Below are 26159 nucleotides of genomic sequence, written 5' to 3' on the forward strand. Positions count from 1 at the left end.
GGAGGTCGGTCACTTCGGCCCGAGAATTTTCACCAGCTTGTCCGGCGATGGCGCGCCTTGCTGCTGTTGCAGGTCGCCTTTTTCATCCAGATAGAAAATCGCCGGGGTGGCGGACAGTTCCAGTTCGTCCATCAACTGCTGGTTGGCGTCCAGTTTGGCCTGGATGGCCGGCGGTATATCCTTGAGCGGTTTGAGCGGGCTGCCCTTGCCGGCCTTTTCATGCTCGGCCAGGGTTTTTTCCGGGTCCTTGGCGGCCAGCAAGGCGGCGGATTTACCCGGGCTGTCTTCGCGGATGATGCCCACCATGATGTGGCGCAACTGCACCTTGCCGGCCTTGACCCAAGGTCGGGCCTGTTCCCAGAACATGTTGCAGTACGGGCAGTTCGGGTCGCTGAACAGGTACACCGTGCGCGGTGCATCCTTGTTGCCGTCGGCGATCCAGTTGCTCGCTTCCATCTTCGTCCAGATGGCCTTGGCCATCGGTGCATAGACCAGTTTTTGCAGCGGTTCGGCGCTCAGGTCCTTGCCGTCGGCGTCGTACAGGTTGCCCAGCAGGACGTGCTGCCCATCCGGGGTCAGGTACAGCGCCATGCCGCGGTTCTGGTATTGCGCCGCGTAACCGCGCAACCCGTCCGGGGCCTCGAAAGTGCCGACGATTTTCGCACCCTTGGCTTCGATCTTCTTGATGGCCGCAGGCAATTCTTCGGCCTGGAGCAGCGGGGCCTGCGACAGTGCGGCGGCGACGGCCAGGGTCAGCAGGTGGCGGAGGCGGGGCATGGCGGTTTCCTTGTGGCGGAGTGGGGCGTCGTGGACGAATCCGGCGTTTCGAAGTTTTCCAGGGCGCGGGCCAGGCTCGCTTCCGACAATTCACCCAAGTGGCTGCCCAGCAGGCGGCCGTCGGCACTGTAGAACAGGGTGGTCGGCAGGGCCATGGAACCCACGGCCTGGCCGAGGCGGCCGCTGCCATCGAACAACACGTTGGTCAGGCTCAGGCCCTGGGTGGCCAGGTAGGTGCTGACGCTTTGCATGCTTTCGGCCTGGTTGACGAACAGGAAGGTCAGGTCCGGACGCTGTTGCTGGGCTTCTTCGAGCACCGGCATTTCACGTCGGCAGGGCGGGCACCAAGTGGCCCAGAGGTTGATCACCAGGGGGCCGCCCTGGTAGTCGGTGAGCTTCACGGTCTGGCCGTCGGCGGTGCGCAGGTTGATGTCCGGCAGCCGGGTGCCTTGTTCATAAATCGTCAACGACAGGGTCGCCACCAGCCAGAACAGCAAGCCGCTGCCGACGCCGAAGCCCAATGGGCGGCGCAGGGCCGGGCGGCGTCGAGCCCACCATAACGCGCCCATCAGCAGCGCCACGATCCCCGGCCAGGCGAGGAAACCGCCGTCACGCAGGTCGACGATCTGCCACGGGTCGTCCCGGTAATGTTGCCAATAGGCGACGACGAAGCCGATCCGTGCGGCCAGAAGCCCCAGTAGAAACAGCACGAACAGCACCGACTCAGGGTTCTCCCCACCGCGCCTGGCCACCCGCCAGCCGACAAAGGTCGCCAGGGCCAGGGCGCTGATCAGCAACAGATGGTTAAGGGCGATGGCGAAGGTGCCCAGGGTGAAAGTCAACATCAGCGCGCATCCCGGGTGAGGTTCCAGCGCTCCAGGAACGCCTTGGCGTCGACTTCCCCGGTGATCCGCTGGCTGCGGCGCTCTTCACCGTCGGCGCCGATCCACAGCAGGCTCGGCGGCCCCGGTACCTGGTAACGGTTCAGCAACTCGCGGCTGGCGGGGCTGTCGGCGGTGACATCGAGGCGCAGCAGGCGCACGCTTTGCAGGGCGTCCAGCACCTCGGCGCGGCCGAAGACCTGTTTTTCCATGATCTTGCAGGACACGCACCAGTCGGCGTAATAGTCCAGCAGCACCCACTGGCCCTGGGCCTTGGCGGCGTCCAGCTCCCGTTGCAGGGCGGCGGGCTCGCTGACGGTCACGAATGTATCGTGGGCGCTGACGGTCGCGCTACCCTCGCTGCCAGCGTAGACCTTCAGGGGTTGGAAGAGATCATCGCCACCGCCCGCTGCGCCAATCACCAGCAGGCTGCCCCACAGGCCGAACAGCAACGAAGCGCTGCCGCAGAGGTAGGCCATGCGGCCGAAGCCTCCGGTCTGGCGCCAGGCGCTGTAGGCGGCGATCAACAGCAGCACGCCCCACAGTCCGATCCACAGCGAGCCGTCGATGATCGGGCGAATCATCAGCAGTGCGGTGCCCAGGAACAGGAAGCCGAACACGCCCTTGAGCAGGTTCATCCAGGCGCCGGGCTTGGGCAGGAAGCGGTTGCCCACGGTCACCAGGAGCAACAGTGGCAGGCCCATGCCGATGCCCATGGTGAACAGGATCAACCCGCCGTGCAGCGCATTGCCGCTCTGGGCGATATACAGCAGGGCGCCGGCCAGCGGGGCGGTCATGCACGGGCCTACCAACAGGCCGGACAGGGCGCCGAGCACGCCGGCGCCCACCAGGCTGCCACCGCGTCGCTGGCGTCCGGCGTTTTCCAGGCGATCACGCAGCGCCGCCGGCAATTGCAATTCGAAGAAGCCGAACATGGGCAGCGCCAGCAACACGAATACGGCCGCGAAGCTGCCCAGCAGCCACGGTTGTTGCAGCAGTGCCTGGAGGTTGGCCCCTAGCAGAGCGGCGAGCACGCCCATGGCCGCATACACCAGGGCCATGCTGATCACGTAGCTGCCGGCCAAGGCCAGGCCGCGTCTCGGCCCGGCGCCGCTGCCCACCACCAGCCCGGCCAGGATCGGCAGCATCGGCAGCGAACAAGGGGTGAACGCCAGCAGCAGGCCCAGGCCGAAGAACACCAGCAAGCTCCAGCCCAAGGCCCGTTGCTGCAGGCCGCTGGCCAAGGCCTGGTCCGGCGCCTCGCCAATGGCTGCCGCCGGTGCGCTGCCGCCCAGGTCAATCACCTGGGTCTGGGGTGGATAGCACAGGCCGGCGTCGGCACAGCCCTGGAAGCCCACCTTGATCTTGCCCGTGGCATCGGCTGGAATCTTCAGTTCCAGCGCCTGGCGATAGACTTGCTGGTCGCCGAAAAACTCATCGCTGTGGGCCTCGCCCTCCGGCAACTTGGGTTTCTGCGCCTCGGCCAGGCCATCGAACTTGAGCCGCTGCTTATACAGGTAGTACCCATCGGCGATCTGCCAGAACAGCTGCGTCTCACCGGAGTCCAGGCGTTCGGAGGTCAACACGAACGCCTTCTCCACCGGCAGGAAATCGGGTTTGGTTTCGAAGGGATTGGCGGCCTGGGCCAGGCCCGAGATCAGGAACAGCCACAGCAAAAACAATCGACGCATGGATAAAGCCTTAGAACGAAGCGAGTGGAAAACACAATGGCGACTGGCGATTAACCGTCGATTAACCCGGCGGCGACCGGCAGGCCGTAATGATCGCCCATGTTTGCCGTACTCGTCGCATAATGTCGGCTTAATCGGCCGGCGGCCTAATGTACCTTTTTCCACGGGGCTTACCATGCGCGTACTGGTCTGCGAAGACGATGAGTTGATTGCCAGCGGGATCGTTGCCGGCCTCACGGCGCAGGGCCTGACGGTCGAGCACGTGGCCACCGCATCGGCGGCGCGGGCGATGGTCGGCGTGGCGGAGTTCGACGTCATGGTGCTGGACCTGGGATTGCCCGATGAGGACGGTCTCAAGCTGCTCCGGCAACTGCGCCAGCAAGGGCTGGAGACGCCGGTGTTGATCCTCACCGCCCGAGATTCGGTGACCGACCGGGTCGACGGCTTGCAGGCCGGGGCTGATGACTATCTGCTCAAACCCTTCGACCTGCGCGAGCTTGCGGCGCGCCTGCACACGTTGCTGCGGCGCGTGGCGGGGCGCAGCGTCAACCTGATCGAGCACGGTCGCCTGACCTACGACCCCAGCAGCCGGGAAACCACCCTGGACGGCCAGCCGGTGGATCTGTCCCGGCGCGAACAATCGCTGTTGCAGGCGCTCTTGCACAGTCGCGGCCGGGTGCTGTCCACCGAGCAACTCAAGGACAGCGTCTACGGGTTCAGCGACGAGCTGGAAAGCAATGCCCTCAACGTCCATATCCATCACCTGCGGCGCAAGCTGGGTAACGGCATTGTCGAGACCGTGCGCGGCCTGGGCTATCGCCTGGGGCCGGCCGACGGCGGAGAACCCTCCAAGTGATGAGCCTGCGACTGCGCCTGAGCCTGACCCTCGGCGCGGCCTTCGCCCTGATCTGGGCCTTGGCTGCGGCGTGGATGCTCAGTGATCTGCGCAACCAGATGATGTTCTCCCTCGACCAGCGCCTGGTGGCCTCGGCGCGGATGGTTGCCGGGTTGCTGGAACAGATGCCGCCATTGCCCAGCAAGGGCGACGGCACACACTTGAGCTCCGAGCAATTGAGCGTTCCCGGTGGCATGGCCTGTCAGGTCAGTTCCTTGCGCGGCGAGATTCTGGCCCGCAGCCACGGCACCCCGGAACAGGCCCTGGAAGCCGAGAAAATGGGCTTCCACGACCAGATGATCGACGGTGCGCCCTGGCGCAGCTTCACCCTGGCCCGAGGCGACTTGCGCATCACCACCGCCGACCGCCAGATCGAGCGCGAAGCCTTGAACATGTCGATATTGCTGGCCGCCTCGGTACCGGTGGGCGTGGCGTTGCTCGGTTGCCTGTGCCTGTTGTGGCTGGGCATCGGCCAGGGCCTGGCGCCGCTCAATCGCATGCGCGATGCGCTGATGCGGCGCAATGCCGATTCCCTGGAGCCCTTGCAGATCCATCCGCTGCCCAGCGAGTTGCGTCCATTGCTGGAGACCCAGAACCAGCTGTTCCAGCGCATCGGCAAGACCATCGAGCGCGAGCGACGGCTGACCGGCGACGCCGCCCACGAGCTGCGCAGCCCGTTGACCGCCATCAAGACGCACCTGCAAGTGGCGCGCATGACCGAGGGCGCCGCCCGCGACCAATCCCTGGCCCGGGCCGAGGAGGGCGCCGACCGCATGCATCGCACTCTCGAACAGTTGCTGCTGCTGGCTCGGGTCGAAGGCAGCCTGTCGTTCGACGATGGCGTGCACTGCAACGCCGAGCAGGTCGCGCGACTGGCGATCCAGGACGCGGCCAGCAGTGAGTCCAGGCGAATCAAATTGCACTTGGCCCCTGGGGTGTCCGACGCGCCGGTGCAGATGCCGGCGGTGCTCTCTATCGCCGCCTTGCGCAACCTGCTGGATAACGCCCTGCGCCATACCCCGGACGATACCGATGTGGAACTGAGCCTGGAAATGATCGGCCAGCGCGTGCGTTTCCAGGTCCGCGACCATGGCCCTGGCATCGCCGCCGACGACATCCAGCACTTGACCCAACGCTTCTGGCGCAACGGCCAGAGCACCGGCTGCGGGCTGGGGCTGGCGATCGTCCAGGCCATCGTCCAGCGTTGCGGTTGCGGTCTGCATTTCGACAGCCGCCCGGATGGGCTACGGGTCGAATTGACCATGCCGGTGCAGGTAGTGGTCGGCTAAGTGGATGAACCTGTGGCGAGGGGATTTATCCCCGCTGGGCTGCGCAGCAGCCCCAAAAGCTGCGAACCGGCTGTGTCAGATTGAGTGAGTTGTCTTCTCGAGGGCTGCTGCGCAGCCAGCGGGGATAAATCCCCTCGCCACACAGGTTCAGGCAAGTTCTAAGAACAGCGTTGTGCTCCCATACCAGGGATTTGCGTACATCTGCTGTAACGACCTGTCATTGGCGCCCCGGCCTTAACCGGGTCTATGTTTTTTTCAGCTCGACTCAAGGACTGAGGAAAACCGCGCCATGGACACCTTCATCGAAATCTGCACGGCCACGCCCAGCGATGCCGGCATCATCAGCCGGATCGCCGAACGCTCCATCCGGGTCGGGTGTGCCGCCGAACATCGCAACGACCCCACTGTCGTCGCCGCCTGGGTACGCAACAACACCCTCGCGCATATCCGCCCCTGGCTGGTCGATCCCCGCTTGCGGCTGACCCTGGCACGTTTGCAGGGGCGGCCGGCGGGTGTCGCGATGGCCTCGGCCAGTGGCCGGATCGCCTTCTGCTACGTACAGCCGGAGTCCTTCCGCCGGGGTGTCGGCCGGGCGCTGGTGCGGGACATCGAGGCCTGGCTGCGCGGGCGCGGGGTGGCCCGGGTGCGCCTCAACAGCACCCGTAGCAGCCAGGCGTTCTATCGACACCTGGGGTTCGAGCAAAGCGCTGACGCTTTCGCCATCGGCGGGGTCAAGGCCATTGCGATGCACAAGCCACTGATCGCGCCACAGGAGAAAGTGCTGCCCGCGAGTAAATCCCCCCGCAGCTGATGCGTTTCCACAACAGGAAACCTGCATGTGCGCCCCGACCGGATGCGCACCTGCCCGGTGTGTCGTTTTGGGTCACTACGTACTGCGGGGTCGAGAGATGTCAGTCGCCAACAGCCTTATCGAAGCACAGCCGGCCCGGGTCAGCCCCGTGCCGGCCGAGACGCTTTACCAGTTCAATGAGTCGCCGCTACTGGCTCGCCAGAGTCGGCAGGAGTCCAATGCCCGCAGCTATCCACGGCGCATACCCCTGGCTCTCAAGCGCGCCAAGGGGTTGTATGTCGAGGATGTCGAGGGCCGCACCTTCATCGATTGCCTGGCCGGCGCCGGCACGCTGGCGCTGGGGCACAACCACCCGGTGGTGATCGACGCGATCCAGCAGGTGCTGGCCGACGAGCTGCCGCTGCATACCCTGGACCTGACCACGCCGGTCAAGGACCGCTTCGTCCAGGACCTGTTCGGCCTGTTGCCGGTGGAACTGGCCGCCGAGGCGAAGATCCAGTTCTGCGGCCCCACCGGTACCGACGCGGTGGAAGCCGCCCTCAAGCTGGTGCGTACCGCCACCGGACGCAGCACCGTGCTGTCGTTCCAGGGTGGTTATCACGGCATGAGTCAGGGAGCATTGAGCCTGATGGGCAGCCTGGGGCCGAAGAAACCCTTGGGCGCCTTGCTCAGCAGCGGCGTGCAGTTCATGCCATACCCCTACGATTACCGCTGCCCGTTCGGGTTGGGCGGTGTCGAGGGCGTGAAGGCCAACCTGCATTACCTGGAAAACCTGCTGAACGACCCGGAGGCCGGCGTGCAATTGCCGGCGGCGGTCATCGTCGAAGTGGTGCAGGGCGAGGGTGGAGTCATACCCGCCGACCTGGACTGGCTGCGCGGCTTGCGGCGGATCACCGAGCAGGCAGGGGTGGCGTTGATCGTCGACGAAATCCAGAGCGGCTTCGGCCGCACCGGCAAAATGTTTGCCTTCGAGCATGCCGGGATCATCCCGGACGTGGTGGTGTTGTCCAAGGCCATTGGCGGCAGCCTGCCGCTGGCGGTGGTGGTTTACCGCGACTGGCTCGACACCTGGTTGCCGGGTGCTCACGCCGGGACCTTCCGTGGCAATCAGATGGCCATGGCTGCCGGCTCTGCGGTCATGCGCTACCTGCGTGAGCACGACCTGCCGACCCACGCCGCCGCCATGGGCGAACGCCTGAGTGAGCACCTGCACATCCTGCAGCGGGACTTCCCGCAACTGGGCGATATCCGTGGTCGCGGGCTGATGCTCGGTGTCGAGTTGGTGGACCCGGCGGGCAAGCCGGACGCCCTGGGCCATCCGCCAGTGCATGCCCAGCTGGCGCCACGGTTGCAACGCGAATGCCTCAAGCGCGGGCTGATCCTGGAGCTCGGCGGTCGCCAGGGCGGCGTGGTGCGGTTCCTGCCACCGTTGATCATCACCCGGGCCGAAATCGATCAGGTCGCCGAGATTTTCGGGCGAGCCCTGCATGCGGCGGTCAAAGACAGCTAATTTTCACCCGGCCCCGTACGTTCCTTTCATATCCTGGCTGCGCATGTGACGCAGCGAACCTCGAGCAAAGATGGAGAGACACCCATGACTTCAGTATTCGACCGCGAGGACATCGTCTTTCAGGTCGTGGTCAACCACGAAGAGCAATATTCGATCTGGCCAGACTACAAAGCCATCCCCGAGGGCTGGCGTACCGTCGGTAAAAGCGGCTTCAAGAAGGAGTGCCTGGCCTACATCGAAGAAGTCTGGACCGACATGCGCCCGCTGAGCTTGCGCAAGAAAATGGACGAGCAGGCGGCTGCGACCCACTAAATGTAGAGCCTGTGGCAGCAAGAAAGCTTTCCACAGCAAGGCTGCGGGAGAATACAAATCTTGCAGTCACATCAGAACCACTGTGGGAGCGAGCTTGCTCGCGATAGCGATGGATCGGCAACATTAATGCCGGCTGACACTTCGCAATCGCGAGCAAGCTCGCTCCCACAGAGGCAGGCCGGCGTCACCCGCTATTGCTCGATCAAAAAATCAATCAACGCCCGTGCCGCCGCCGGCAATTGCCGATGGGGCGGGTAGATGATTGAAAATGGCCGGCTGCGCCCGCCAAAGTCCTCCAGCAAAGCCACCAGTTCCCCGCGCTCGATTCGCTCCCGGACAATGAATTCATAGGTTTGGCAGATCCCCATCCCGGCCTGTGCCAGGGACACGATGCCCAATACATCATCGGACACCTGCACATTGCCCGCCGGCAGCCATTCCCGGTCTTCATGATTGTCGCGAAACAGCCAGGGTGCGATGCGTCCGCTGCTGGGCATTACGAAGGGCAGGCAGGCGTGGGCAGCCAGTTCATCGACGTGCCGGGGTATTCCGGCGCGCTCCAGGTAATGCGGCCCGGCCACCAGGCAAAGGCGGGCGTCTTCGAGCTTGCGCCCGACCAGGCCGCTGTCCGGCAGCGGCCCAAGGCGGATCGCCAGGTCATACCCCTCGGCCACTAGATCGACGTTGCGGTTGGTGATACTCAGCTCGACCCGAACTTGCGGGTAAGCCTCGGCGAAACGCGACAGCAGCGATGGCAGGCGGTAATGACCGTAGGTGGTCGGCACGCTCAAGCGCACGCGACCGGTCAAGACACCGTCCTGGCCCTGGATTCGCCGCTCGGCGTCGTCAATCAGGGCAAAGGCCGAGCGCGACTGTTCCAGGTACAACGTGCCGGCATCGGTCAGGTTCAGCCGCCGGGTCGTGCGTCGCAACAGTTGCACCCCGAGCCGGGCTTCGAGGCGGGAGATGGCGCGGCTCAGGACCGAAGGCGTGGTGCTCAGCGCCACGGCACCGGCGCTGAGCGTGCCTTTTTCCACGACCGTGACGAAGGCTTCCACGTCGGCCAGATAATCGAATCGACGGGCCATTGTTGCCTCCAGGGGCCAAGTGATGTTCCGGTACGCCAGTTTATCGCCGGTGAACGCATCAATACAGTGAGCGCATCTTTTATCGAAACATCCTGGAGTCATCATGAAAAAGCTCACGACCTTGGCAACGTCTGTTGTTCTGGCGGGTATTGGCGTCGCGGCCCATGCCGATAACGTGCTGGTGGTCCTGTCGGATTCCGATCATCTGGATCTGAACAAGGGCAAGGTCTTTTCCACCGGGTTTTACCTCAACGAATTGCTGCAACCGGTGAAGCTGTTGCTGGATGCCGGTCACCACGTGACGTTCGCCACCCCGGAGGGCAGGGCGCCGACGCTGGACCGGTCCTCGGTGGACAAGATGTACTTCAACAATGATCCGGCGGAGCTGGAGCGCTACCAGGCGTTGCTGGCTCAACTGAACATCACTTCGGCCAAGGACTCACCGGTGATCAGCCTGGCCCGTGTCGAGCAGATCGGTCTGGAACAGTTCGATGCCCTGTACATTCCCGGCGGGCATGCGCCCATGCAGGATTTGCTCACGAGCGCACCGCTGGGGCGGGTATTGACGCATTTCCATGACAAGGGCAAGACCACCGCGCTGGTCTGCCACGGGCCGATCGCGTTGCTGTCGACCCTGCCTGACGCCAAGGGCTTCGTTGGCCAGTTGACTACCAAAGGCCAGGCCTCGGCCAAGGCCGACTGGATCTACGCCGGGTACAGGATGACGGTAATCAGCAATCAGGAAGAAGAGTTGGCCAAGGGGCTGCTGGGCGGCGGGAGCATGAAATTCTATCCACAGACCGCGTTGCAGCAGGCTGGCGGGCAGTACAGCAGCAACACCACGCCGTGGACTGCCCATGTGGTGGAGGATCGGGAATTGATCACCGGCCAGAATCCGGCCTCGGCGCTGGCGGTGGGGCAGGCGTTGGTTGAGCGGTTGAAACCCTAGGCCGGAAGAGTTCCTATCCCTTGTGGGAGCGAGCTTGCTCGCGATTGCTGTGGGTCAGCAAGATCAATGTTGGCTGACACTCCGCAATCGCGAGCAAGCTCGCTCCCACAGGTTTTCCGGCATACCTTCTGGTTATTTGAACCGCCGCTCCACCCCTTTCTCCACCAGGATCTTCGCCGATATCTCCTCCACGGAAAAATGCGTGGAGTTGATATGGGGAATGTTCTCCCGCCGGAACAGGTTTTCCACCTCGCGCACTTCGAACTCGCACTGGGCGTAGCTTGAATAGCGACTGTTGGGCTTGCGCTCGTTGCGGATCGCCGTGAGGCGGTCCGGGTCGATGGTCAGGCCGAACAGCTTGTGCTGGTGGGCACGCAGGGCGCTGGGCAGTTGCAGGCGCTCCATGTCGTCTTCGGTCAGCGGATAGTTGGCCGCGCGGATGCCGAATTGCATCGCCATGTACAGGCACGTCGGTGTCTTACCACAACGCGACACGCCCACTAGGATCAGGTCGGCCTTGTCGTAATAATGCGTGCGGGCGCCGTCATCGTTGTCCAGCGCGAAGTTGACCGCCTCGATCCGCTCCATGTAGTTGGAGTTGTGGCCAATGGAATGGGACTTGCCGACCGAGTAGGAAGAGTGCTCGCTCAGCTCCTGTTCCAGGGGCGCCAGGAAGGTGGAAAAAATGTCGATCATGAAACCATTGGACGTTGCGAGAATCTCACGGATGTCCTGATTGACGATGGTATCGAAGATGATCGGGCGGAAACCGTCGGTTTCGGCGGCTTTATTGATTTGCTGTACCATGGCCCGCGCCTTGTCGACGCTGTCTATGTAAGGACGTGTCATCTTGGCGAAGGTAATGTTTTCGAACTGTGCCAACAGGCTTTGGCCTAGCGTTTCGGCCGTGATGCCGGTGCCGTCGGAGATAAAGAAAGCAGATCGTTTCATTTGCGCCTTGGGCCTTAAGCTAGTGAGCTAGTGACGATTCTTGGATATGATAGGCGCGATTTGCCGGCCGCCAGTGGCCAGCATTCTCACTTATTTTCCAGGTCCAGGCCATATCGCCGGCAGGCGCTCCCCTGGAGCCGCCGGTGCCTTGAGCTTTTCCAACACAGTTAGTGGAGAGATCACCTTGGTAGAGTACGTAGTTTCCCTCGATAAGCTCGGCGTCCATGATGTGGAGCATGTGGGGGGCAAGAACGCATCCCTGGGCGAGATGATCAGCAACCTCGCCGGTGCCGGCGTATCGGTGCCAGGTGGCTTCGCCACGACCGCCCAGGCTTATCGTGATTTCCTGGAACTGAGCGGCCTGAACAAGCAGATCCACGATGCGCTCGATGCCCTGGACGTCGATGACGTCAACGCCCTGGCCAAGACCGGTGCCCAGATCCGTCAATGGATCATGGAAGCCGAGTTTCCCGAGAAACTGAACGCCGAGATCCGCACCGCTTTCGCCAAACTGTCCGAAGGCAATCCCGATATCGCCGTCGCCGTGCGTTCCTCGGCTACCGCCGAAGACTTGCCGGATGCCTCCTTCGCCGGCCAGCAGGAAACCTTCCTGAACATCCGTGGCGTGGAAAACGTCATTCGTGCCGCCAAGGAAGTCTTCGCCTCCCTTTTCAACGACCGTGCCATTTCCTACCGCGTGCACCAGGGCTTCGACCACAAGCTGGTCGCCCTGTCCGCCGGTGTGCAGCGCATGGTCCGCTCCGAAACCGGCACCGCCGGCGTGATGTTCACCCTCGACACCGAGTCCGGCTTCCGTGACGTGGTGTTCATCACCGGCGCCTACGGCCTGGGTGAAACCGTCGTGCAGGGCGCGGTGAACCCGGATGAGTTCTACGTTCACAAGGGCACGCTGCAAGCCGGTCGTCCGGCCATCCTGCGCCGCAACCTGGGCAGCAAGGCCATCAAGATGATCTACGGCGACGAAGCCAAGGCCGGTCGCTCGGTGAAGACCGTCGACGTGGACAAGGCCGAGCGCGCGCGCTTCTGCCTGAGCGATGCCGAGGTCAGCGAGCTGGCCAAGCAGGCAATGATCATCGAGCAGCACTACAAGTGTCCGATGGACATCGAGTGGGCCAAGGACGGTGACGACGGCAAGCTGTATATCGTGCAGGCCCGTCCGGAAACCGTGAAAAGCCGCACCCAGGCCAACGTCATGGAGCGCTACCTGCTCAAGGAAACCGGCACCGTGCTGGTGGAAGGCCGGGCCATTGGCCAGCGCATCGGCGCGGGTAAGGTGCGGATCATCAAGGACGTCTCGGAGATGGACAAGGTCCAGGCCGGCGACGTACTGGTCTCCGACATGACCGACCCGGACTGGGAACCGGTGATGAAGCGCGCCAGCGCCATCGTCACCAACCGCGGCGGGCGTACCTGCCACGCGGCGATCATCGCCCGTGAACTGGGGATCCCGGCAGTGGTGGGCTGCGGCAACGCCACCCAACTGCTCAAGGACGGCCAGGGCGTGACCGTTTCCTGCGCCGAAGGCGACACCGGCTACATCTTCGAGGGCGAACTGGGCTTCGACATCAAGAAGAACTCCGTGGACGCCATGCCGGAGCTGCCGTTCAAGATCATGATGAACGTCGGTAACCCGGACCGCGCCTTCGACTTCGCACAGTTGCCGAACGCCGGTGTGGGCCTGGCCCGCCTGGAGTTCATCATCAACCGCATGATCGGTGTGCACCCCAAGGCACTGCTGAACTACGACGGCCTGCCTCAGGAAATCAAAGACAGCGTCGACAAGCGCATTGCCGGCTACAACGATCCAGTCGGTTTCTACGTCGAGAAACTGGTGGAAGGCATCAGCACCCTGGCGGCGGCGTTCTGGCCGAAAAAGGTCATCGTGCGCCTGTCGGACTTCAAGTCCAACGAATACGCCAACCTGATCGGCGGCAAGCTCTACGAGCCGGAAGAAGAGAACCCGATGCTGGGCTTCCGTGGTGCGTCGCGCTACATCAGCGAATCGTTCCGAGACTGCTTCGAACTCGAGTGCCGCGCCCTCAAGCGCGTGCGCAACGAGATGGGCCTGACCAACGTCGAGATCATGGTGCCGTTCGTGCGGACCCTGGGTGAAGCGAGCCAGGTCGTCGACCTGCTGGCGGAAAACGGCCTGGCCCGTGGCGGCAATGGCCTGCGCGTGATCATGATGTGCGAACTGCCGTCCAACGCCATCCTGGCTGAAGAGTTCCTCGAGTTCTTCGACGGTTTCTCCATCGGTTCCAACGACCTGACCCAGCTGACCCTGGGCCTGGACCGCGATTCCGGGATCATCGCCCACCTGTTCGACGAGCGGAACCCGGCGGTCAAGAAACTGCTGGCCAATGCCATCGCCGCCTGCAACAAGGCTGGCAAGTACATCGGCATCTGTGGCCAGGGTCCTTCGGACCACCCGGACCTGGCCAAGTGGCTGATGGAGCAGGGCATCGAAAGCGTTTCGTTGAACCCCGACTCCGTGCTGGAAACCTGGTTCTTCCTGGCTGAGGGTCAGGCAGCGGGCTGATCGAGTGAAGGGGTCCCACCGGTAATGTAAGCCGGGTAACCTTTGTGGGAGCGAGCTTGTTCGCAATAGCGGAGTGTCAGCCAAGATTATTTTGCTGATCAACCGCAATCGCGAGCGAGCTCGCTCCCACAGTCGTCTTTTTTTGTGCAAGAGCATTATGCAAAGCAGCAGCAATCTATTTCCTGTCGCCCTGATCAGCGCCGAGCGGCGCGGTGATCTGAGCGAAGATGTCTATCGCTTGAAACCCGGCAACAGCCCGGACTACAGCGTCGAACTGGCCGTCACCCGGCTGGGCATGGCCGACGCCACCGAAACCCGTGGCGTTCCCGTGATCTTGTTGCACGGCAGCTTTTCCAACCGACGCTTCTGGTATTCGTCCAAGGGTTTGGGCCTGGGGGCGTACCTGGCACGCCTGGGATTCGACGTGTGGATCCCCGAGATGCGCGGCCATGGCCTATCTCAGCGTAACCAGGGCTACCGCCACAATCGGGTGGCCGACTACGCCCGCTATGACTTGCCGGCCATTGGCGCCTTCGTGCGTGAGCAGAGCGGGCAGGTGCCCCATTGGATCGGCCACTCCCTGGGGGGAATTACCCTGGCGGCAGCCTTGGGCGGCCACTACCTGGGCGAGCCTGCCGTGGCGTCGGCGGCATTTTTCGGCACCCAGGTCAGCCGCACCTACTGGCCGCTGAAGATCCCTCCGGTGGAATGGAGTGGCCGCTTCATTCTCAAGCGCTTTGCCCAGTTGTCCGGCGCAAGGCTCAAGCGCGGCCCCGAGGACGAGCCCATCGGCCTGGCCCTGGAAAGCATGCGTTGGTACGGTTTGTTCGGACGTTTCGGCGATGCCGAGAAGAACTGGTGGGCCGGGTTGGCCGATGTCCAGTTGCCTGTGCTGGCGGTGAGTGCCGCGGGTGATCACCAGGACCCGACCTGGGCTTGCCGCAAACTTTTCGATCAGATCGGCTCGGTGCACAAGCAGTTTGTCTGCCTGGGCCGGGGACAGGGTTTTACCGATGATTTCGGACATGTGGAGATGCTGGTCAGCAAGGCCGCTCACCTTGAGGTCTGGCCGTTGGTGGCGCGTTGGCTCGAGGATCAACAGGCCTCCCTGGTGGCAGGGCAGCCCCAGTTGGCCGAGGCGGTTTGAGGCGAAGGCTCTGACAAGGGCATTTCGCTCTGGTCGGCTTGCGGCTAAGATATGACGCTTCAAGCAGTTCCAGTCACAAACGGTTGCTCATTCAGTCTGACGTTCCAGCCTTCAGGAGTTGTTCGATGAACCATTACCTCACGCCCGACCTGTGCGACGCCTACCCGGAACTGGTGCAGGTGTTGGAACCGATGTTCAGCAATTTCGGTGGCCGCGATTCCTTCGGCGGCGAAATCGTGACCATCAAGTGCTTCGAGGACAACTCGCGGGTCAAGGAGCAGGTTGAACTCAAGGGCAACGGCAAGGTGCTGGTGGTCGACGGCGGCGGTTCCCTGCGCCGGGCACTGCTGGGGGACATGCTGGCGGAAAAAGCCGCGAAAAATGGCTGGGAAGGGCTGGTGATCTACGGTTGCATCCGCGACGTCGACGTCATCGCCCAGACCGACCTCGGGGTCCAGGCCCTGGCCAGCCATCCGATGAAGACCGACCGGCGTGGTGTCGGCGAGCTCAATGTGGCGGTGACCTTTGCCGGCGTGACGTTCCGCCCGGGCGAGTATGTCTATGCCGACAACAACGGCGTGATCGTTTCGCCAAGCCCGCTGAAAATGCCTGAATGAAGTGCCACAGCCATAAGGGATGAGGATGTTCGAGGAAGAAAACGCGCAATGGGGGCTGGTGCATGCCCTGGTGCTGGACGGTAAAGGCGGCGCGCGTTCCATAGCCCGGACCGAACTCGACGATTTGCAGCTGCAGGCCCACGAAAGCCTGTGGCTGCACTGGGATCGCAGTCATCCGCAAACCCACACCTGGCTGCGTAAATCCAGCGGCCTGAGCGAATTCAACTGCGACCTGCTGCTCGAAGAGAACACCCGGCCGCGCTTGTTGCCGTTGCCCAATGCCGAGCTGCTGCTGTTCCTGCGGGGGATCAACCTCAACCCGGGTGCCGAGCCAGAGGACATGGTGTCGGTACGGATCTTCGCGTCCGCCCAGCGAGTGATCTCCCTGCGCCTGCGTCCGTTGCGCGCCACCGATGAACTGTTGGCGCAACTGGCCGAGGGCAAGGGGCCGAAAACGGCCTCCGAACTCATCCTTTACATGGCGCAATACCTCACCAACAAGGTGCAGGACCTGGTCACTTGCCTCTCCGAAATCGTCGATGGCGAGGAAGAAAAGCTTGATACCGACGAACGGTATACCCCCGAGCACGACGCCATTTTGCACATCCGTCGAAGGGCTGCCGCACTCAAGCGATTCCTGGCGCCACAGCGGGACATCTTCGGCCAGATGACACGGCTCAAGCTGCCCTGGTTTTGCGATGACGACGGCGACTATTGGAACGAATTGAACAACAGCCTGACCCGTTACCTCGAGGAGCTGGAATTGACTCGAGAGCGCGTGGGGCTTGTGCTGGAGGCCGAAGACCGGCGCCTTTCGGTACGCATGAACCGCACCATGTACCGCTTCGGCATCATCACCGGGATTTTCCTGCCGATGAGTTTTCTCACCGGCCTGTTGGGTATTAACGTCGGCGGTATTCCGTTTTCCGAAAGCCCCTACGGTTTCATGGTTGCGTGCCTGCTGATGATCTGCGTGGCACTGGGGCAGTGGTGGTTGTTCCGTCGTTTGCGCTGGGTATGACAGGGGTTTCATGTGACCCGACGAAATTTGATCGCGTCTTCCACAGACATCACGAGAGGTGCGTATGCACGATCCGTTTGAACAGTCTTTGCGCGACATGCTCAAGGCTTCGCCGTCCAGCCGGGACGACGATGCATGCCTGGGACGTGTACTGAAAACCGCCAACCGCCAGGTCGGCGCGGGCGATCTGTTCAGCCTGCTGGGCCGCTGGTTGCCCGCGCTGATGATCGCCCTGAATAACGGATCGGCCCATGTCTCGCCGGTTTCCCGCCGTAAACCTGTTACTCGCACCGCTGATAAGGCTGATTGAATATGGAACTTGATCTCTGGACCCAGAGCCTCGTCACGGCAATGACTGCATTGTGGACCAAGGTAGCCAACTTCATCCCGAACCTCTTTGGGGCTCTGGTGGTGCTGTTGCTGGGTTTTGTCGTGGCCAAGCTGCTGGATACGCTGCTGTCCAAGTTGCTCGCCAAACTGGGTCTCGATCGCCTGATGGGGGGCACCGGCCTGACCAAGTTGCTGTCCCGTGGCGGCATCCAGGTGCCGATCTCGACCCTGGTCGGCAAGATCGTTTATTGGTTCGTATTGTTGATTTTCCTGGTTTCCGCAGCAGAATCCCTTGGCCTTGAGCGAGTTTCAGCTACGCTCGATATGCTTGCATTGTATTTGCCGAAGGTTTTTGGTGCCGCGCTGGTGTTGTTGGTGGGTGTCCTGCTGGCCCAACTGGCCAATGGGCTGGTACGCGGGGCGGCCGAAGGCGTCGGGCTGGACTATGCCGCTGGCGTGGGGCGTATCGCCCAGGGCCTGGTGATTATCATCAGTATTTCGGTGGCGATCAGCCAGTTGGAGGTCAAGACCGACCTGCTCAACCACGTGATCGTGATCGTATTGATTACCGTTGGTCTGGCGGTTGCGCTGGCAATGGGATTGGGAAGCCGGGAAATCGCCGGTCAGATTCTTGCGGGAATCTATGTGCGTGAATTGTATGAGGTTGGGCAACAAGTGCGTGTTGGCGAGGTCGAAGGCCAGATCGAGGAGATCGGCACGGTGAAAACCACATTGCTGACCGAGGAGGGCGAGTTGGTGTCGCTTTCCAATCGGATCCTGCTGGAACAGCATGTGAGTAGCCGCTAACCCGGCAAATCCTGCTAATGTATGCCGCCGCGAAATGCCTGATAACACAGGCTGCGGCGCACATTGACCTAGACTGTCGGCCCGACTTGTTTTGAACAAACCCCAATCGCTATCCACGCGCTACGACCCCCGTGATCTCTCCGATGAGGAGTTGGTCGCGCGCGCGCATACGGAGCTGTTCCACGTAACACGCGCCTATGAAGAGTTGATGCGTCGCTACCAGAGAACTTTATTTAACGTTTGTGCGCGTTATCTCGGGAACGATCGTGATGCTGACGATGTCTGTCAGGAGGTGATGTTGAAGGTGCTGTATGGCCTGAAGAACTTCGAGGGGAAATCGAAGTTCAAGACCTGGCTCTACAGCATCACGTACAACGAATGCATCACGCAGTATCGCAAGGAACGGCGAAAGCGTCGCTTGATGGACGCGTTGAGCCTGGATCCTCTCGAGGAAGCGTCGGAAGATAAGGCGCCCAAGCCCGAGGAAAAGGGTGGGCTCGATCGCTGGCTGGTCTATGTAAACCCGATCGACCGGGAGATTCTGGTGCTACGATTTGTCGCAGAGCTGGAATTCCAGGAGATCGCAGACATAATGCACATGGGTTTGAGCGCGACAAAAATGCGTTACAAGCGCGCTCTTGACAAATTGCGTGAGAAATTTGCGGGCATTGCTGAAACTTAGTTCGGCGCAAATATCTCTTACGCGTAGGCAAGTTCTGATAGACTTGCCGCCGAGTTGTCCCCCGGTTTGCGGGACTGCTTCACAATCACCAGATGGGGATTTAACGGATGAAACTGAAAAACACCTTGGGCTTTGCCATTGGTTCTTTGATTGCTGCCACTTCGTTCGGCGCTCTGGCACAAGGCCAAGGCGCAGTTGAAATCGAAGGCTTCGCCAAGAAAGAACAATTCGACAGCGCTCGTAACTTCAAGAACAACGGCAACCTGTTCGGCGGTTCGGTTGGTTACTTTCTGACCGACGACGTTGAACTGCGTCTGGCCTATGACGAAGTGCACAACGCACGTACCGACGACGGCACTAACGTCAAGGGCGCCAACACCGCTCTGGACGCTCTGTACCACTTCAACAACCCAGGCGACATGCTGCGTCCTTACGTTTCGGCCGGTTTCTCCGACCAGAGCATCGACCAGAATGGCAGCAACGGTCGTAACCGTTCTACCTTCGCCAACGTTGGTGGCGGCGCCAAGCTGTATTTCACCGAGAACTTCTACGCCCGTGCCGGCGTTGAAGCTCAGTACAACATCGACCAGGGCGACACCGAGTGGGCGCCAAGCGTTGGTATCGGTGTGAACTTCGGTGGCGGCTCCAAGCCTGCTGCTGCTCCAGTTCCAGCTCCGGCTGAAGTCTGCTCCGACAGCGACAACGATGGCGTCTGCGACAACGTCGACAAGTGCCCTGACACCCCAGCCAACGTAACTGTTGACGCTGATGGCTGCCCAGCAGTTGCCGAAGTCGTTCGTGTTGAGCTGGACGTCAAGTTCGACTTCGACAAGTCGGTCGTCAAGCCTAACAGCTACGGCGACATCAAGAACCTGGCTGACTTCATGAAGCAGTACCCATCCACCACCACTACTGTTGAAGGTCACACTGACTCCGTCGGTCCTGACGCTTACAACCAGAAGCTGTCTGAGCGTCGTGCAAACGCCGTTAAGCAAGTTCTGACCAACCAGTACGGTGTTGAATCGTCCCGCGTTCAGTCTGTTGGCTACGGTGAAACCCGCCCAGTTGCCGACAACGCTACTGATGCTGGTCGTGCAGTTAACCGTCGCGTAGAAGCGCAGGTTGAAGCTCAAGCTAAGTAATTAGCCCGCAGCTTTGGAAAAGCCCGGCCTAGGCCGGGCTTTTCTTTGCCTGGGATTTATGAAAATGAGGGGGGGGTTGCCGCAAACAGTTGGTTAAACACAACACCTGTGGGAGCGAGCTTGCTCGCGATAGCGGTATGTCAGCCAGTATTGATGCTGCTGACCCACCGCTATCGCGAGCAAGCTCGCTCTCACATTAGGTTGGGTGCTGTTGGTTACAGCGCCGAAGCCTGAACCCACGCAGGCTGTGACGCGGTGAGTTCGGCAGCACCGGCCACCGCACCGATCACCAGGATCGCCGGGCTCTTGAGCTGGAAGGCGCTGGCATCGGCTTCCATCGAGGCCAGGTCGCTGCGGCAATCACGCTGGTGGGGCAGGGAGGCGTTTTCGATCATGGCCACGGGCGTGTTCGCCGCCAGGCCACCGGCCAGCAACTGCTCACGGATCTCGCTCAGTTTCGCCACGCCCATGTACACCACCAGCGTCGTGCCGCTTTGGGCCAAGGCATGCCAGTTCAGGCGGCTGCCGTCCTGGGTGTGGGCCGTGACGAGGGTCACGCCCCGGGCAATCCCGCGCAGGGTCAGTGGAATATCGCACTGGGTCGCCCCCGCGAGGCCGGCGGTGATGCCGTTGACCAGCTCCACCTCGACGCCATGCTCGCGCAACCACTGCGCCTCTTCGCCGCCGCGGCCGAAGATGCACGGGTCGCCGCCCTTGAGGCGCACCACGCATTTGCCCTGGCGGGCATAACGCAGCATCAGCCGATGAATGAAGGCCTGGGGGGTGGAACGGCAGCCGCCGCGCTTGCCCACGGCAATGATGCGCGCAGCGGGGCAGTGTTCCAGCACTGCGGCATTGACCAGGTCGTCGATCAACACCACGTCGGCCTCGCCCAAGGCGCGCACGGCTTTGAGGGTCAGCAATTCGGGGTCACCGGGACCTGCACCCACCAGCCAGACTTTTGCGTTCATAGTGTTTTCCTCACGAGATAGCCGCCAGCGGTTGCGCAGTGGCAACCAGCAGGCGTTTGATTTCCGGTACGCAAGAGCCGCATTGCGTGCCACAGCCCAGTTCCTGTTTAAGCCCCTGCAAGTCCAGGCCACGTTCAATGCCTGCGCAGATCGCACGCTGGCTGACGTTCATGCAGTTGCACAGCGTTTTGCTGCCACCCGTTGCGGCGCCAACATTGCCCGGCGGCGCGCTCAAAGGTGCCAGCAGCCAGCGCCGCAGTTGTTCATCGGCACGCCCTTCCAGCCACAGGTTCTGCAGCCAGTGGCGTGCCAGGGTTTCGCCGGCCAGGCGAATGGCGGTGATGCGGCCGTTTTCGATGCGCACCCGTTTGCCGATGGCGCGGCGCGGGTCGTCATAGGCCAGCACCGGCCCGTCGATCAGGCCCAATTGCTCGTCGATGGCCTGGAGCAGTTGCGGTTCGGGCGCGACGGCGCTGGCAGCGCGAATCAGCAACGCGGGACGTTCACGGCCGGTCAAGCTCAGGCTGACGTAGGAAAACGCCTCGCACAGGGGGCGCAGCGCTTCCAGATGCTGTTGAACGTCGCCTTCGATCAAGGCGAAAAGCTGCCAAGGCAGGTTCACCGGCTCCAGGCGCACGCCGCTGTGCTTGAGTTCCGGTTGTTTCGACAAGGGGTCGAAAGCCGGTTGAGTCAGGGTATTCACGCCGCCCTTGAGAAATCGATCCCCCCAGTGCATGGGCAGGAACGCCTGGCCGGGGCGCACGCTGTCGTCGCTGTCCACGGCCACGATCACGCTGCCGCGACGGCTCTTGAGGCTGACCAGGTCGCCCGCTTGCAAGCGATGCCGCTGCAGTTCATCGGGATGCAGGCTGAGTACGGCTTCGTTCACATGACCAAACAGCTGCGCGGCGGTACCGGTGCGGCTCATGCCGTGCCACTGGTCACGCAAGCGGCCAGTGTTGAGGGTCAATGGGTAGCGGGCGTCACGCAGTTCCTGGGCGGCGCGATAGGGATCGGCCACGAAGCGCGCTCGGCCACTGTCGGTCGGGAAAATCCCGTCCACGTACAGGCGCGTCGTTCCGACCGTGGCGCCATCCGGGAAGGGCCACTGCTGAGGGCCGAGCCGGTCGATCAGGGCATGGCTGATGCCGGACAAGTCCAGGTCGCGGCCACGGGTCAGTTGCTTGTATTCATCGAACAGTTGGGCCGGGGTGTCGAAGGCGAACAGGCTGGGTTGGCCTGGGCGCAGACGTTTCTCCAGGCGTTGTGCGAAATCCACTGTGATCGCCCAGTCCGGCCGTGCTTCACCCGGTGCGCCGATGGCCCGACGGACGTGGGAAATACGCCGTTCGGAGTTGGTCACCGAGCCTTCTTTCTCGCCCCAACTGGCTGCCGGCAGCAGCAGGTCGGCAAAGGCGGCGGTTTCGGTGGTCCGGAAGGCTTCCTGCAACACCACGAACGGGCAGGCTTGCAGGGCCTCGCGTACCGCTGTCTGGTCCGGCATCGATTGGGCCGGGTTGGTGCAGGCGATCCACAAGGCCTTGATCTTGCCGCTGCGCACCTGCTCGAACAGCTCGATGGCGCTCAAGCCGGTGGTGGCGGGCAATTGCTCGACCCCCCAGTAACGGGCGACGTCGGCGCGATGCTCCGGGTTGGCGGCTTCGCGGTGACCCGGCAACAGGTTCGACAGGCTGCCGGTTTCCCGTCCGCCCATGGCATTGGGTTGGCCGGTCAGAGAGAAGGGGCCAGCACCCGGCCGGCCGATTTGCCCGGTGGCCAGGTGCAGGTTGATCAGTGCGCTGTTCTTGGCGCTGCCAGCGGTGGATTGGTTCAGACCCATGCACCACAACGACAGGAAACTCGGCGAGGTACCGACCCATTCGGCGCACTGGTGCAGTTGTTCGACGCTGATGCCGCACAACTGGGCGACCATCGCTGGGGTGTAGTCGCGTACCAGGTTCTTCAGGTCCGCCAAACCTTCGGTGTGGGCCTTGATGAAGGCGCGGTCGACCCAGTCTTCCCACAGCAGCAGGTGCAAAATCCCATGGAACAAGGCGACATCGGTGCCCGGCAGGATCGCCAGGTGCAGGTCCGCCAGGTCGCAGGTGTCGGTGCGCCGGGGATCGATGACGATGATTTTCATCTGCGGCCGGCGGGATTTGGCCTCTTCGAGGCGGCGAAAGAGGATGGGATGGGCGTAGGCCATGTTACTGCCGACGATCATCACGCAGTCGCTCAGCTCCAGGTCTTCATAGCTGCAGGGCGGGGCGTCGGCGCCGAGGCTGCGTTTGTAGCCCACCACGGCGGAGGACATGCACAGCCGGGAATTGCTGTCGATGTTGTTGGTGCCCACCAACGCCCGGGCGAGTTTGTTGAAAGCGTAGTAATCCTCGGTCAGCAGTTGTCCGGAGATGTAGAACGCCACGCTGTCGGGGCCATGCTCGGCTAGGGTCTTGGCGAAGACACTGGCGGCGTGATCCAGGGCGCTGTCCCAATCGGTGCGGGCCCGGGCCAGGCTTTTGCCCAGGCGCAGCTCCGGGTATAGGGCGCGGGCGGCGAGGTCGCCGGTCAGGTGCAGGGTGGAACCCTTGCTGCACAGTTTGCCGAAGTTGGCCGGATGGGCGGGATCGCCACTGACGCCGAGAATGCGCTCGTCGTCATGCTCGATCAGCACGCCGCAACCGACCCCGCAATAACAGCAGGTCGAGGCCGTGGTCTGGCGGTTCATCAGCTTGCGTCCCGCAGGGCCAACTGCACCCGGCCGTTTTCGACCCGGGCCGAATGATGATGGGCGCAGCCCACGTCGGGGGCTTGGGCCTGGCCGCTTTCCAGGTCGATCTGCCAGTTGTGCAGCGGGCAGGCCACGCGTTTGCCGTAAACCAGGCCTTGGGACAACGGGCCGCCCTTGTGCGGGCAACGGTCATCAAGGGCGAACACTTCATCGTCGCTGGTGCGGAAAATCGCGATATCGCCTTTGGGGCCATTGATGATGCGCGAACCCAGGATGTTGATCTCTTCCAGTGCGCAGATATCCAACCAGTTCATGCCGGCACCTCCAGGTTTTTCACGGGGATGACCTCGAACTCTTTCTTCAACTGAGGCTGTTCCAGGCGTTGCTTCCAAGGGTCCTGCTCCAGCGACAGGGAAAACTTCAGGCGTTCGTGAAGGGCCTTGCGCCGCTCGGGGTCTTCCAGCACGGCCTTCTTGATGTGCTCCATGCCAACCCGCTGCATGTAATGCACAGTGCGTTCGAGATAGAAGGCTTCCTCGCGGTACAACTGCAGGAAGGCGCCGTTGTATTCACGCACTTCCTCAGCGGTCTTGAGCTTGACGAAAAACTCGGCGACTTCGGTCTTGATCCCGCCGTTGCCCCCGATGTACATCTCCCAGCCGGAGTCGACGCCGATAATGCCGACGTCCTTGATGCCGGCTTCCGAACAGTTGCGTGGGCAACCGGAGACGGCCAGCTTCACCTTGTGGGGCGACCACATGTTGAACAGGTCGTGTTCCAGCTCGATGCCCAGTTGAGTGGAGTTCTGCGTGCCGAAGCGGCAGAACTCGCTGCCCACGCAAGTCTTCACGGTGCGGATGGATTTGCCGTAGGCGTGGCCGGACGGCATGTCGAGGTCTTTCCAGACGCCGGGCAGGTCCTGCTTCTTGATCCCCAGCAAATCGATACGCTGCCCGCCAGTGACCTTGACCATGGGCACGTTGTACTTGTCGGCCACGTCGGCGATACGCCGCAGTTCCGAAGGATTGGTCACGCCGCCCCACATCCGCGGGACGACCGAGTAGGTGCCGTCTTTCTGGATGTTGGCGTGGGCGCGTTCGTTGATCAGGCGCGACTGCGGGTCGTCCTGGGCTTCGCCGGGCCAGGTGGAGATCAGGTAGTAGTTCAGCGCCGGGCGGCAGGTGGCGCAGCCGTTCGGGGTGCGCCAGTTCAGGTAGCTCATGGCCCCGGCGATGGTCAGCAGGTGCTGGTCGCGGATCGCCTGGCGGATCTGGCCGTGGTTGAGGTCGCTGCAACCGCAGATGGCTTTTTCGCTTTTCGGTTTGACGTCCGCCGCGCCACCCACGGTGTTGATCAGGATCTGCTCCACCAGGCCGGCGCAGGAACCGCAGGAGCTGGCGGCTTTGGTGTGTTTCTTCACGTCATCGACGCTGAACAGCCCGTGTTCCTGGATCGCCTTGACAATGGTGCCCTTGCACACGCCGTTGCAGCCGCAGACTTCAGCGCTGTCGGCCATGCTCATGGCTTTATCCTGGCCTTGGTGGCCGACGTCGCCCAAAGCGTTCTCGCCAAACATCAGGTGATCGCGGATCTCGCTGATGCCGTGGTTTTCACGGATCTGGCGGAAGTACCAGCCGCCGTCCGCGGTATCGCCGTACAGGCAGGCACCGACCAGCACGTCGTCCTTGATCACCAGCTTTTTGTAGACGCCGCCGATGGGGTCGGAAAGGGTGATGGTCTCGGTGCCTTCACCGCCCATGAAGTCCCCGGCGGAGAACAGGTCGATGCCGGTGACTTTGAGTTTGGTCGATGTGACCGAGCCCTTGTAAGTGGCGAAACCCAGTTGTGCGAGGTGGTTGGCGCAGACCTTGGCCTGTTCGAACAGCGGTGCGACCAAACCGTAGGCGGTGCCGCGATGGTTGGCGCATTCACCGATGGCGTAGATGCGCGGGTCGTAGGTTTGCATGGTGTCGTTGACCAGGATCCCGCGGTTGCATGGGATGCCGGATTTTTCCGCCAGCTCGGTGTTGGGGCGGATGCCGGCGGCCATCACCACCAGGTCGGCGGGGATGATGTCGCCGTTCTTGAACTGCACCGAGCCGACCCGACCGTTGCCGGCGTCATGCAGGGCCTGGGTCTGCTCGCTGAGGCGGAATTTCAGGCCACGGTTTTCCAGGGCGGTCTGCAGCAATTGGCCGCTGGTCTTGTCCAGTTGCCGTTCCAGCAGCCATTCGCCCAGGTGCACCACGGTTACGTCCATGCCCCGCAGCTTCAAGCCATTGGCGGCTTCCAGGCCCAGCAGGCCACCGCCGATGACCACGGCATGCTTGTGGGTCTTGGCGGTGTCGATCATCGCTTGGGTGTCGGCGATGTCGCGGTAGCCGATCACGCCCTCCAGGGTGTTGCCGGGAATCGGCAGGATGAACGGGGTGGAGCCGGTGGCGATGAGCAGGCGATCGTATTCGGCTTCGCTGCCGTCTTCGGCGATGACTCGGCGCTTGACCCGGTCGATTTCCACCACTTTGCGGTTGAGCAGCAGCTTGATGTCGTTGTCCAGGTACCAGCTCAGGTCGTTGAGCACGATCTCTTCGAACGTCTGCTCACCGGCCAGTACCGGCGAGAGCAGGATGCGGTTGTAGTTGGTGTGGGGCTCGGCACCGAAGACCGTGATGTCATACAGCTCGTTGCTCAGCTTGAGCAGTTCCTCGAGGGTTCGAACCCCGGCCATGCCGTTGCCGATCATTACCAGTTTGAGTTTTTTCATCAGGGTTCTCCGCAAGCCAGGCCCGTTTCGTCACGGCGATCGGACTGGCTCGGCAATTTTTACGAAAACAAAAAAAGGCGTCCCGCTAGCAAGCTAGCGAGGACGCCTTTGTCCTGGTCCCGTTCTCTCGGGAAGCACCGCCTTCATCGTTGGAGGCGTTGCTTTATGTATGGTGAGAGAGGTTATGCAGTGGTTGTGCCAAGTGCCGCGAGGACGCGGATCTATTGGGGGAC

General features: G+C 62.4%; 23 protein-coding genes. 14 read left to right on the plus strand and 9 right to left on the minus strand.

Annotated features, from left to right (window positions below):
• Window positions 1–9: 9 nt before the first annotated feature.
• The 3 genes from dsbG to dsbD are packed head-to-tail and all read right to left on the minus strand — an operon-like array spanning window position 10 to window position 3349.
• A complete protein-coding gene (gene dsbG, locus AB7M32_RS13300) occupies window positions 10–777 on the minus strand; it encodes a thiol:disulfide interchange protein DsbG (protein ID WP_158457123.1) in 768 nt (255 codons plus the stop codon).
• A complete protein-coding gene (locus AB7M32_RS13305; RefSeq protein WP_158457124.1) occupies window positions 753–1622 on the minus strand; it encodes a TlpA family protein disulfide reductase in 870 nt (289 codons plus the stop codon). The genes dsbG and AB7M32_RS13305 overlap by 25 nt, the downstream gene beginning before the upstream one ends.
• The gene (dsbD, locus tag AB7M32_RS13310) at window positions 1622–3349 is read right to left on the minus strand and encodes a protein-disulfide reductase DsbD (RefSeq protein ID WP_454250150.1); all 1728 of its coding nucleotides are present in this window, start codon (window positions 3347–3349) and stop codon (window positions 1622–1624) included. The genes AB7M32_RS13305 and dsbD overlap by 1 nt, the downstream gene beginning before the upstream one ends.
• 175 nt (window positions 3350–3524) lie before the next feature.
• On the opposite strand from dsbD, the gene AB7M32_RS13315 reads away from it, so the two are divergent.
• From AB7M32_RS13315 to AB7M32_RS13335, 5 genes are all read left to right on the plus strand, one after another.
• Entirely contained in the window at window positions 3525–4205 is a 681-nt protein-coding gene (locus AB7M32_RS13315; RefSeq protein WP_072407953.1) for a response regulator, read from the plus strand.
• Window positions 4202–5533, plus strand: coding sequence for an ATP-binding protein (locus tag AB7M32_RS13320; RefSeq protein ID WP_454250151.1), 1332 nt, complete (start codon window positions 4202–4204; stop codon window positions 5531–5533). The genes AB7M32_RS13315 and AB7M32_RS13320 overlap by 4 nt, the downstream gene beginning before the upstream one ends.
• 289 nt (window positions 5534–5822) lie before the next feature.
• Window positions 5823–6344, plus strand: a complete 522-nt coding sequence (locus AB7M32_RS13325; protein WP_454250152.1) for a GNAT family N-acetyltransferase — start codon at window positions 5823–5825, stop codon at window positions 6342–6344.
• Between the two features lie 97 nt (window positions 6345–6441).
• Window positions 6442–7854, plus strand: a complete 1413-nt coding sequence (locus tag AB7M32_RS13330; RefSeq protein WP_454250153.1) for a diaminobutyrate--2-oxoglutarate transaminase — start codon at window positions 6442–6444, stop codon at window positions 7852–7854.
• A gap of 84 nt (window positions 7855–7938) precedes the next feature.
• On the plus strand, window positions 7939–8166 hold the full coding sequence (locus AB7M32_RS13335) for an MbtH family protein (RefSeq protein ID WP_454250154.1): 228 nt from the start codon (window positions 7939–7941) through the stop codon (window positions 8164–8166).
• Between the two features lie 191 nt (window positions 8167–8357).
• On the opposite strand, the gene AB7M32_RS13340 is transcribed toward AB7M32_RS13335, so the two are convergent.
• Window positions 8358–9254 (minus strand): LysR family transcriptional regulator, encoded by an 897-nt coding sequence (locus tag AB7M32_RS13340; protein WP_454250155.1) that lies wholly within the window; start codon window positions 9252–9254, stop codon window positions 8358–8360.
• Window positions 9255–9357: 103 nt separating this feature from the next.
• On the opposite strand from AB7M32_RS13340, the gene AB7M32_RS13345 reads away from it, so the two are divergent.
• Window positions 9358–10203, plus strand: a complete 846-nt coding sequence (locus AB7M32_RS13345) for a type 1 glutamine amidotransferase domain-containing protein (RefSeq protein WP_454250156.1) — start codon at window positions 9358–9360, stop codon at window positions 10201–10203.
• Between the two features lie 132 nt (window positions 10204–10335).
• On the opposite strand, the gene ppsR is transcribed toward AB7M32_RS13345, so the two are convergent.
• Window positions 10336–11154, minus strand: a complete 819-nt coding sequence (gene ppsR / locus AB7M32_RS13350) for a posphoenolpyruvate synthetase regulatory kinase/phosphorylase PpsR (RefSeq protein WP_072407939.1) — start codon at window positions 11152–11154, stop codon at window positions 10336–10338.
• 184 nt (window positions 11155–11338) lie between these two features.
• Between ppsR and ppsA the strand changes: the two genes are divergently transcribed.
• The 8 genes from ppsA (at window position 11339) to AB7M32_RS13390 (ending at window position 19460) form a co-directional block, all read left to right on the plus strand.
• Window positions 11339–13714, plus strand: coding sequence for a phosphoenolpyruvate synthase (gene ppsA / locus AB7M32_RS13355; RefSeq protein WP_454250157.1), 2376 nt, complete (start codon window positions 11339–11341; stop codon window positions 13712–13714).
• 157 nt (window positions 13715–13871) lie between these two features.
• A complete protein-coding gene (locus AB7M32_RS13360) occupies window positions 13872–14861 on the plus strand; it encodes an alpha/beta fold hydrolase (protein ID WP_454250158.1) in 990 nt (329 codons plus the stop codon).
• A gap of 125 nt (window positions 14862–14986) precedes the next feature.
• Complete coding sequence (gene rraA / locus AB7M32_RS13365; RefSeq protein WP_060738491.1) at window positions 14987–15478, plus strand: ribonuclease E activity regulator RraA; 492 nt, start codon at window positions 14987–14989, stop codon at window positions 15476–15478.
• A gap of 25 nt (window positions 15479–15503) precedes the next feature.
• On the plus strand, window positions 15504–16499 hold the full coding sequence (locus AB7M32_RS13370) for a zinc transporter ZntB (protein WP_072407931.1): 996 nt from the start codon (window positions 15504–15506) through the stop codon (window positions 16497–16499).
• Between the two features lie 64 nt (window positions 16500–16563).
• Complete coding sequence (locus tag AB7M32_RS13375) at window positions 16564–16809, plus strand: hypothetical protein (RefSeq protein WP_014337331.1); 246 nt, start codon at window positions 16564–16566, stop codon at window positions 16807–16809.
• A 2-nt stretch (window positions 16810–16811) separates the two neighbouring features.
• Window positions 16812–17636 (plus strand): mechanosensitive ion channel family protein, encoded by an 825-nt coding sequence (locus AB7M32_RS13380; protein WP_003199523.1) that lies wholly within the window; start codon window positions 16812–16814, stop codon window positions 17634–17636.
• Window positions 17637–17727: 91 nt separating this feature from the next.
• Window positions 17728–18318, plus strand: coding sequence for an RNA polymerase sigma factor SigX (sigX, locus tag AB7M32_RS13385; RefSeq protein ID WP_003183614.1), 591 nt, complete (start codon window positions 17728–17730; stop codon window positions 18316–18318).
• Between the two features lie 107 nt (window positions 18319–18425).
• Complete coding sequence (locus AB7M32_RS13390; protein ID WP_454250159.1) at window positions 18426–19460, plus strand: OmpA family protein; 1035 nt, start codon at window positions 18426–18428, stop codon at window positions 19458–19460.
• A 215-nt stretch (window positions 19461–19675) separates the two neighbouring features.
• Here AB7M32_RS13390 and cobA read toward each other — a convergent pair whose 3' ends face one another.
• Genes cobA through nirB form a run of 4 tightly spaced genes read right to left on the minus strand, consistent with a single transcriptional unit; the run spans window position 19676 to window position 25926 of the window.
• Window positions 19676–20431, minus strand: coding sequence for a uroporphyrinogen-III C-methyltransferase (gene cobA / locus AB7M32_RS13395; protein WP_454250160.1), 756 nt, complete (start codon window positions 20429–20431; stop codon window positions 19676–19678).
• Window positions 20432–20441: 10 nt separating this feature from the next.
• On the minus strand, window positions 20442–23159 hold the full coding sequence (locus AB7M32_RS13400) for a nitrate reductase (protein WP_454250161.1): 2718 nt from the start codon (window positions 23157–23159) through the stop codon (window positions 20442–20444).
• Window positions 23159–23476, minus strand: coding sequence for a nitrite reductase small subunit NirD (gene nirD / locus AB7M32_RS13405; protein WP_018605256.1), 318 nt, complete (start codon window positions 23474–23476; stop codon window positions 23159–23161). The genes AB7M32_RS13400 and nirD overlap by 1 nt, the downstream gene beginning before the upstream one ends.
• Complete coding sequence (gene nirB / locus AB7M32_RS13410; RefSeq protein ID WP_454250162.1) at window positions 23473–25926, minus strand: nitrite reductase large subunit NirB; 2454 nt, start codon at window positions 25924–25926, stop codon at window positions 23473–23475. The genes nirD and nirB overlap by 4 nt, the downstream gene beginning before the upstream one ends.
• Window positions 25927–26159 lie beyond the last annotated feature (233 nt).

The organism is Pseudomonas sp. R151218B TE3479 (genome assembly GCF_053629195.1).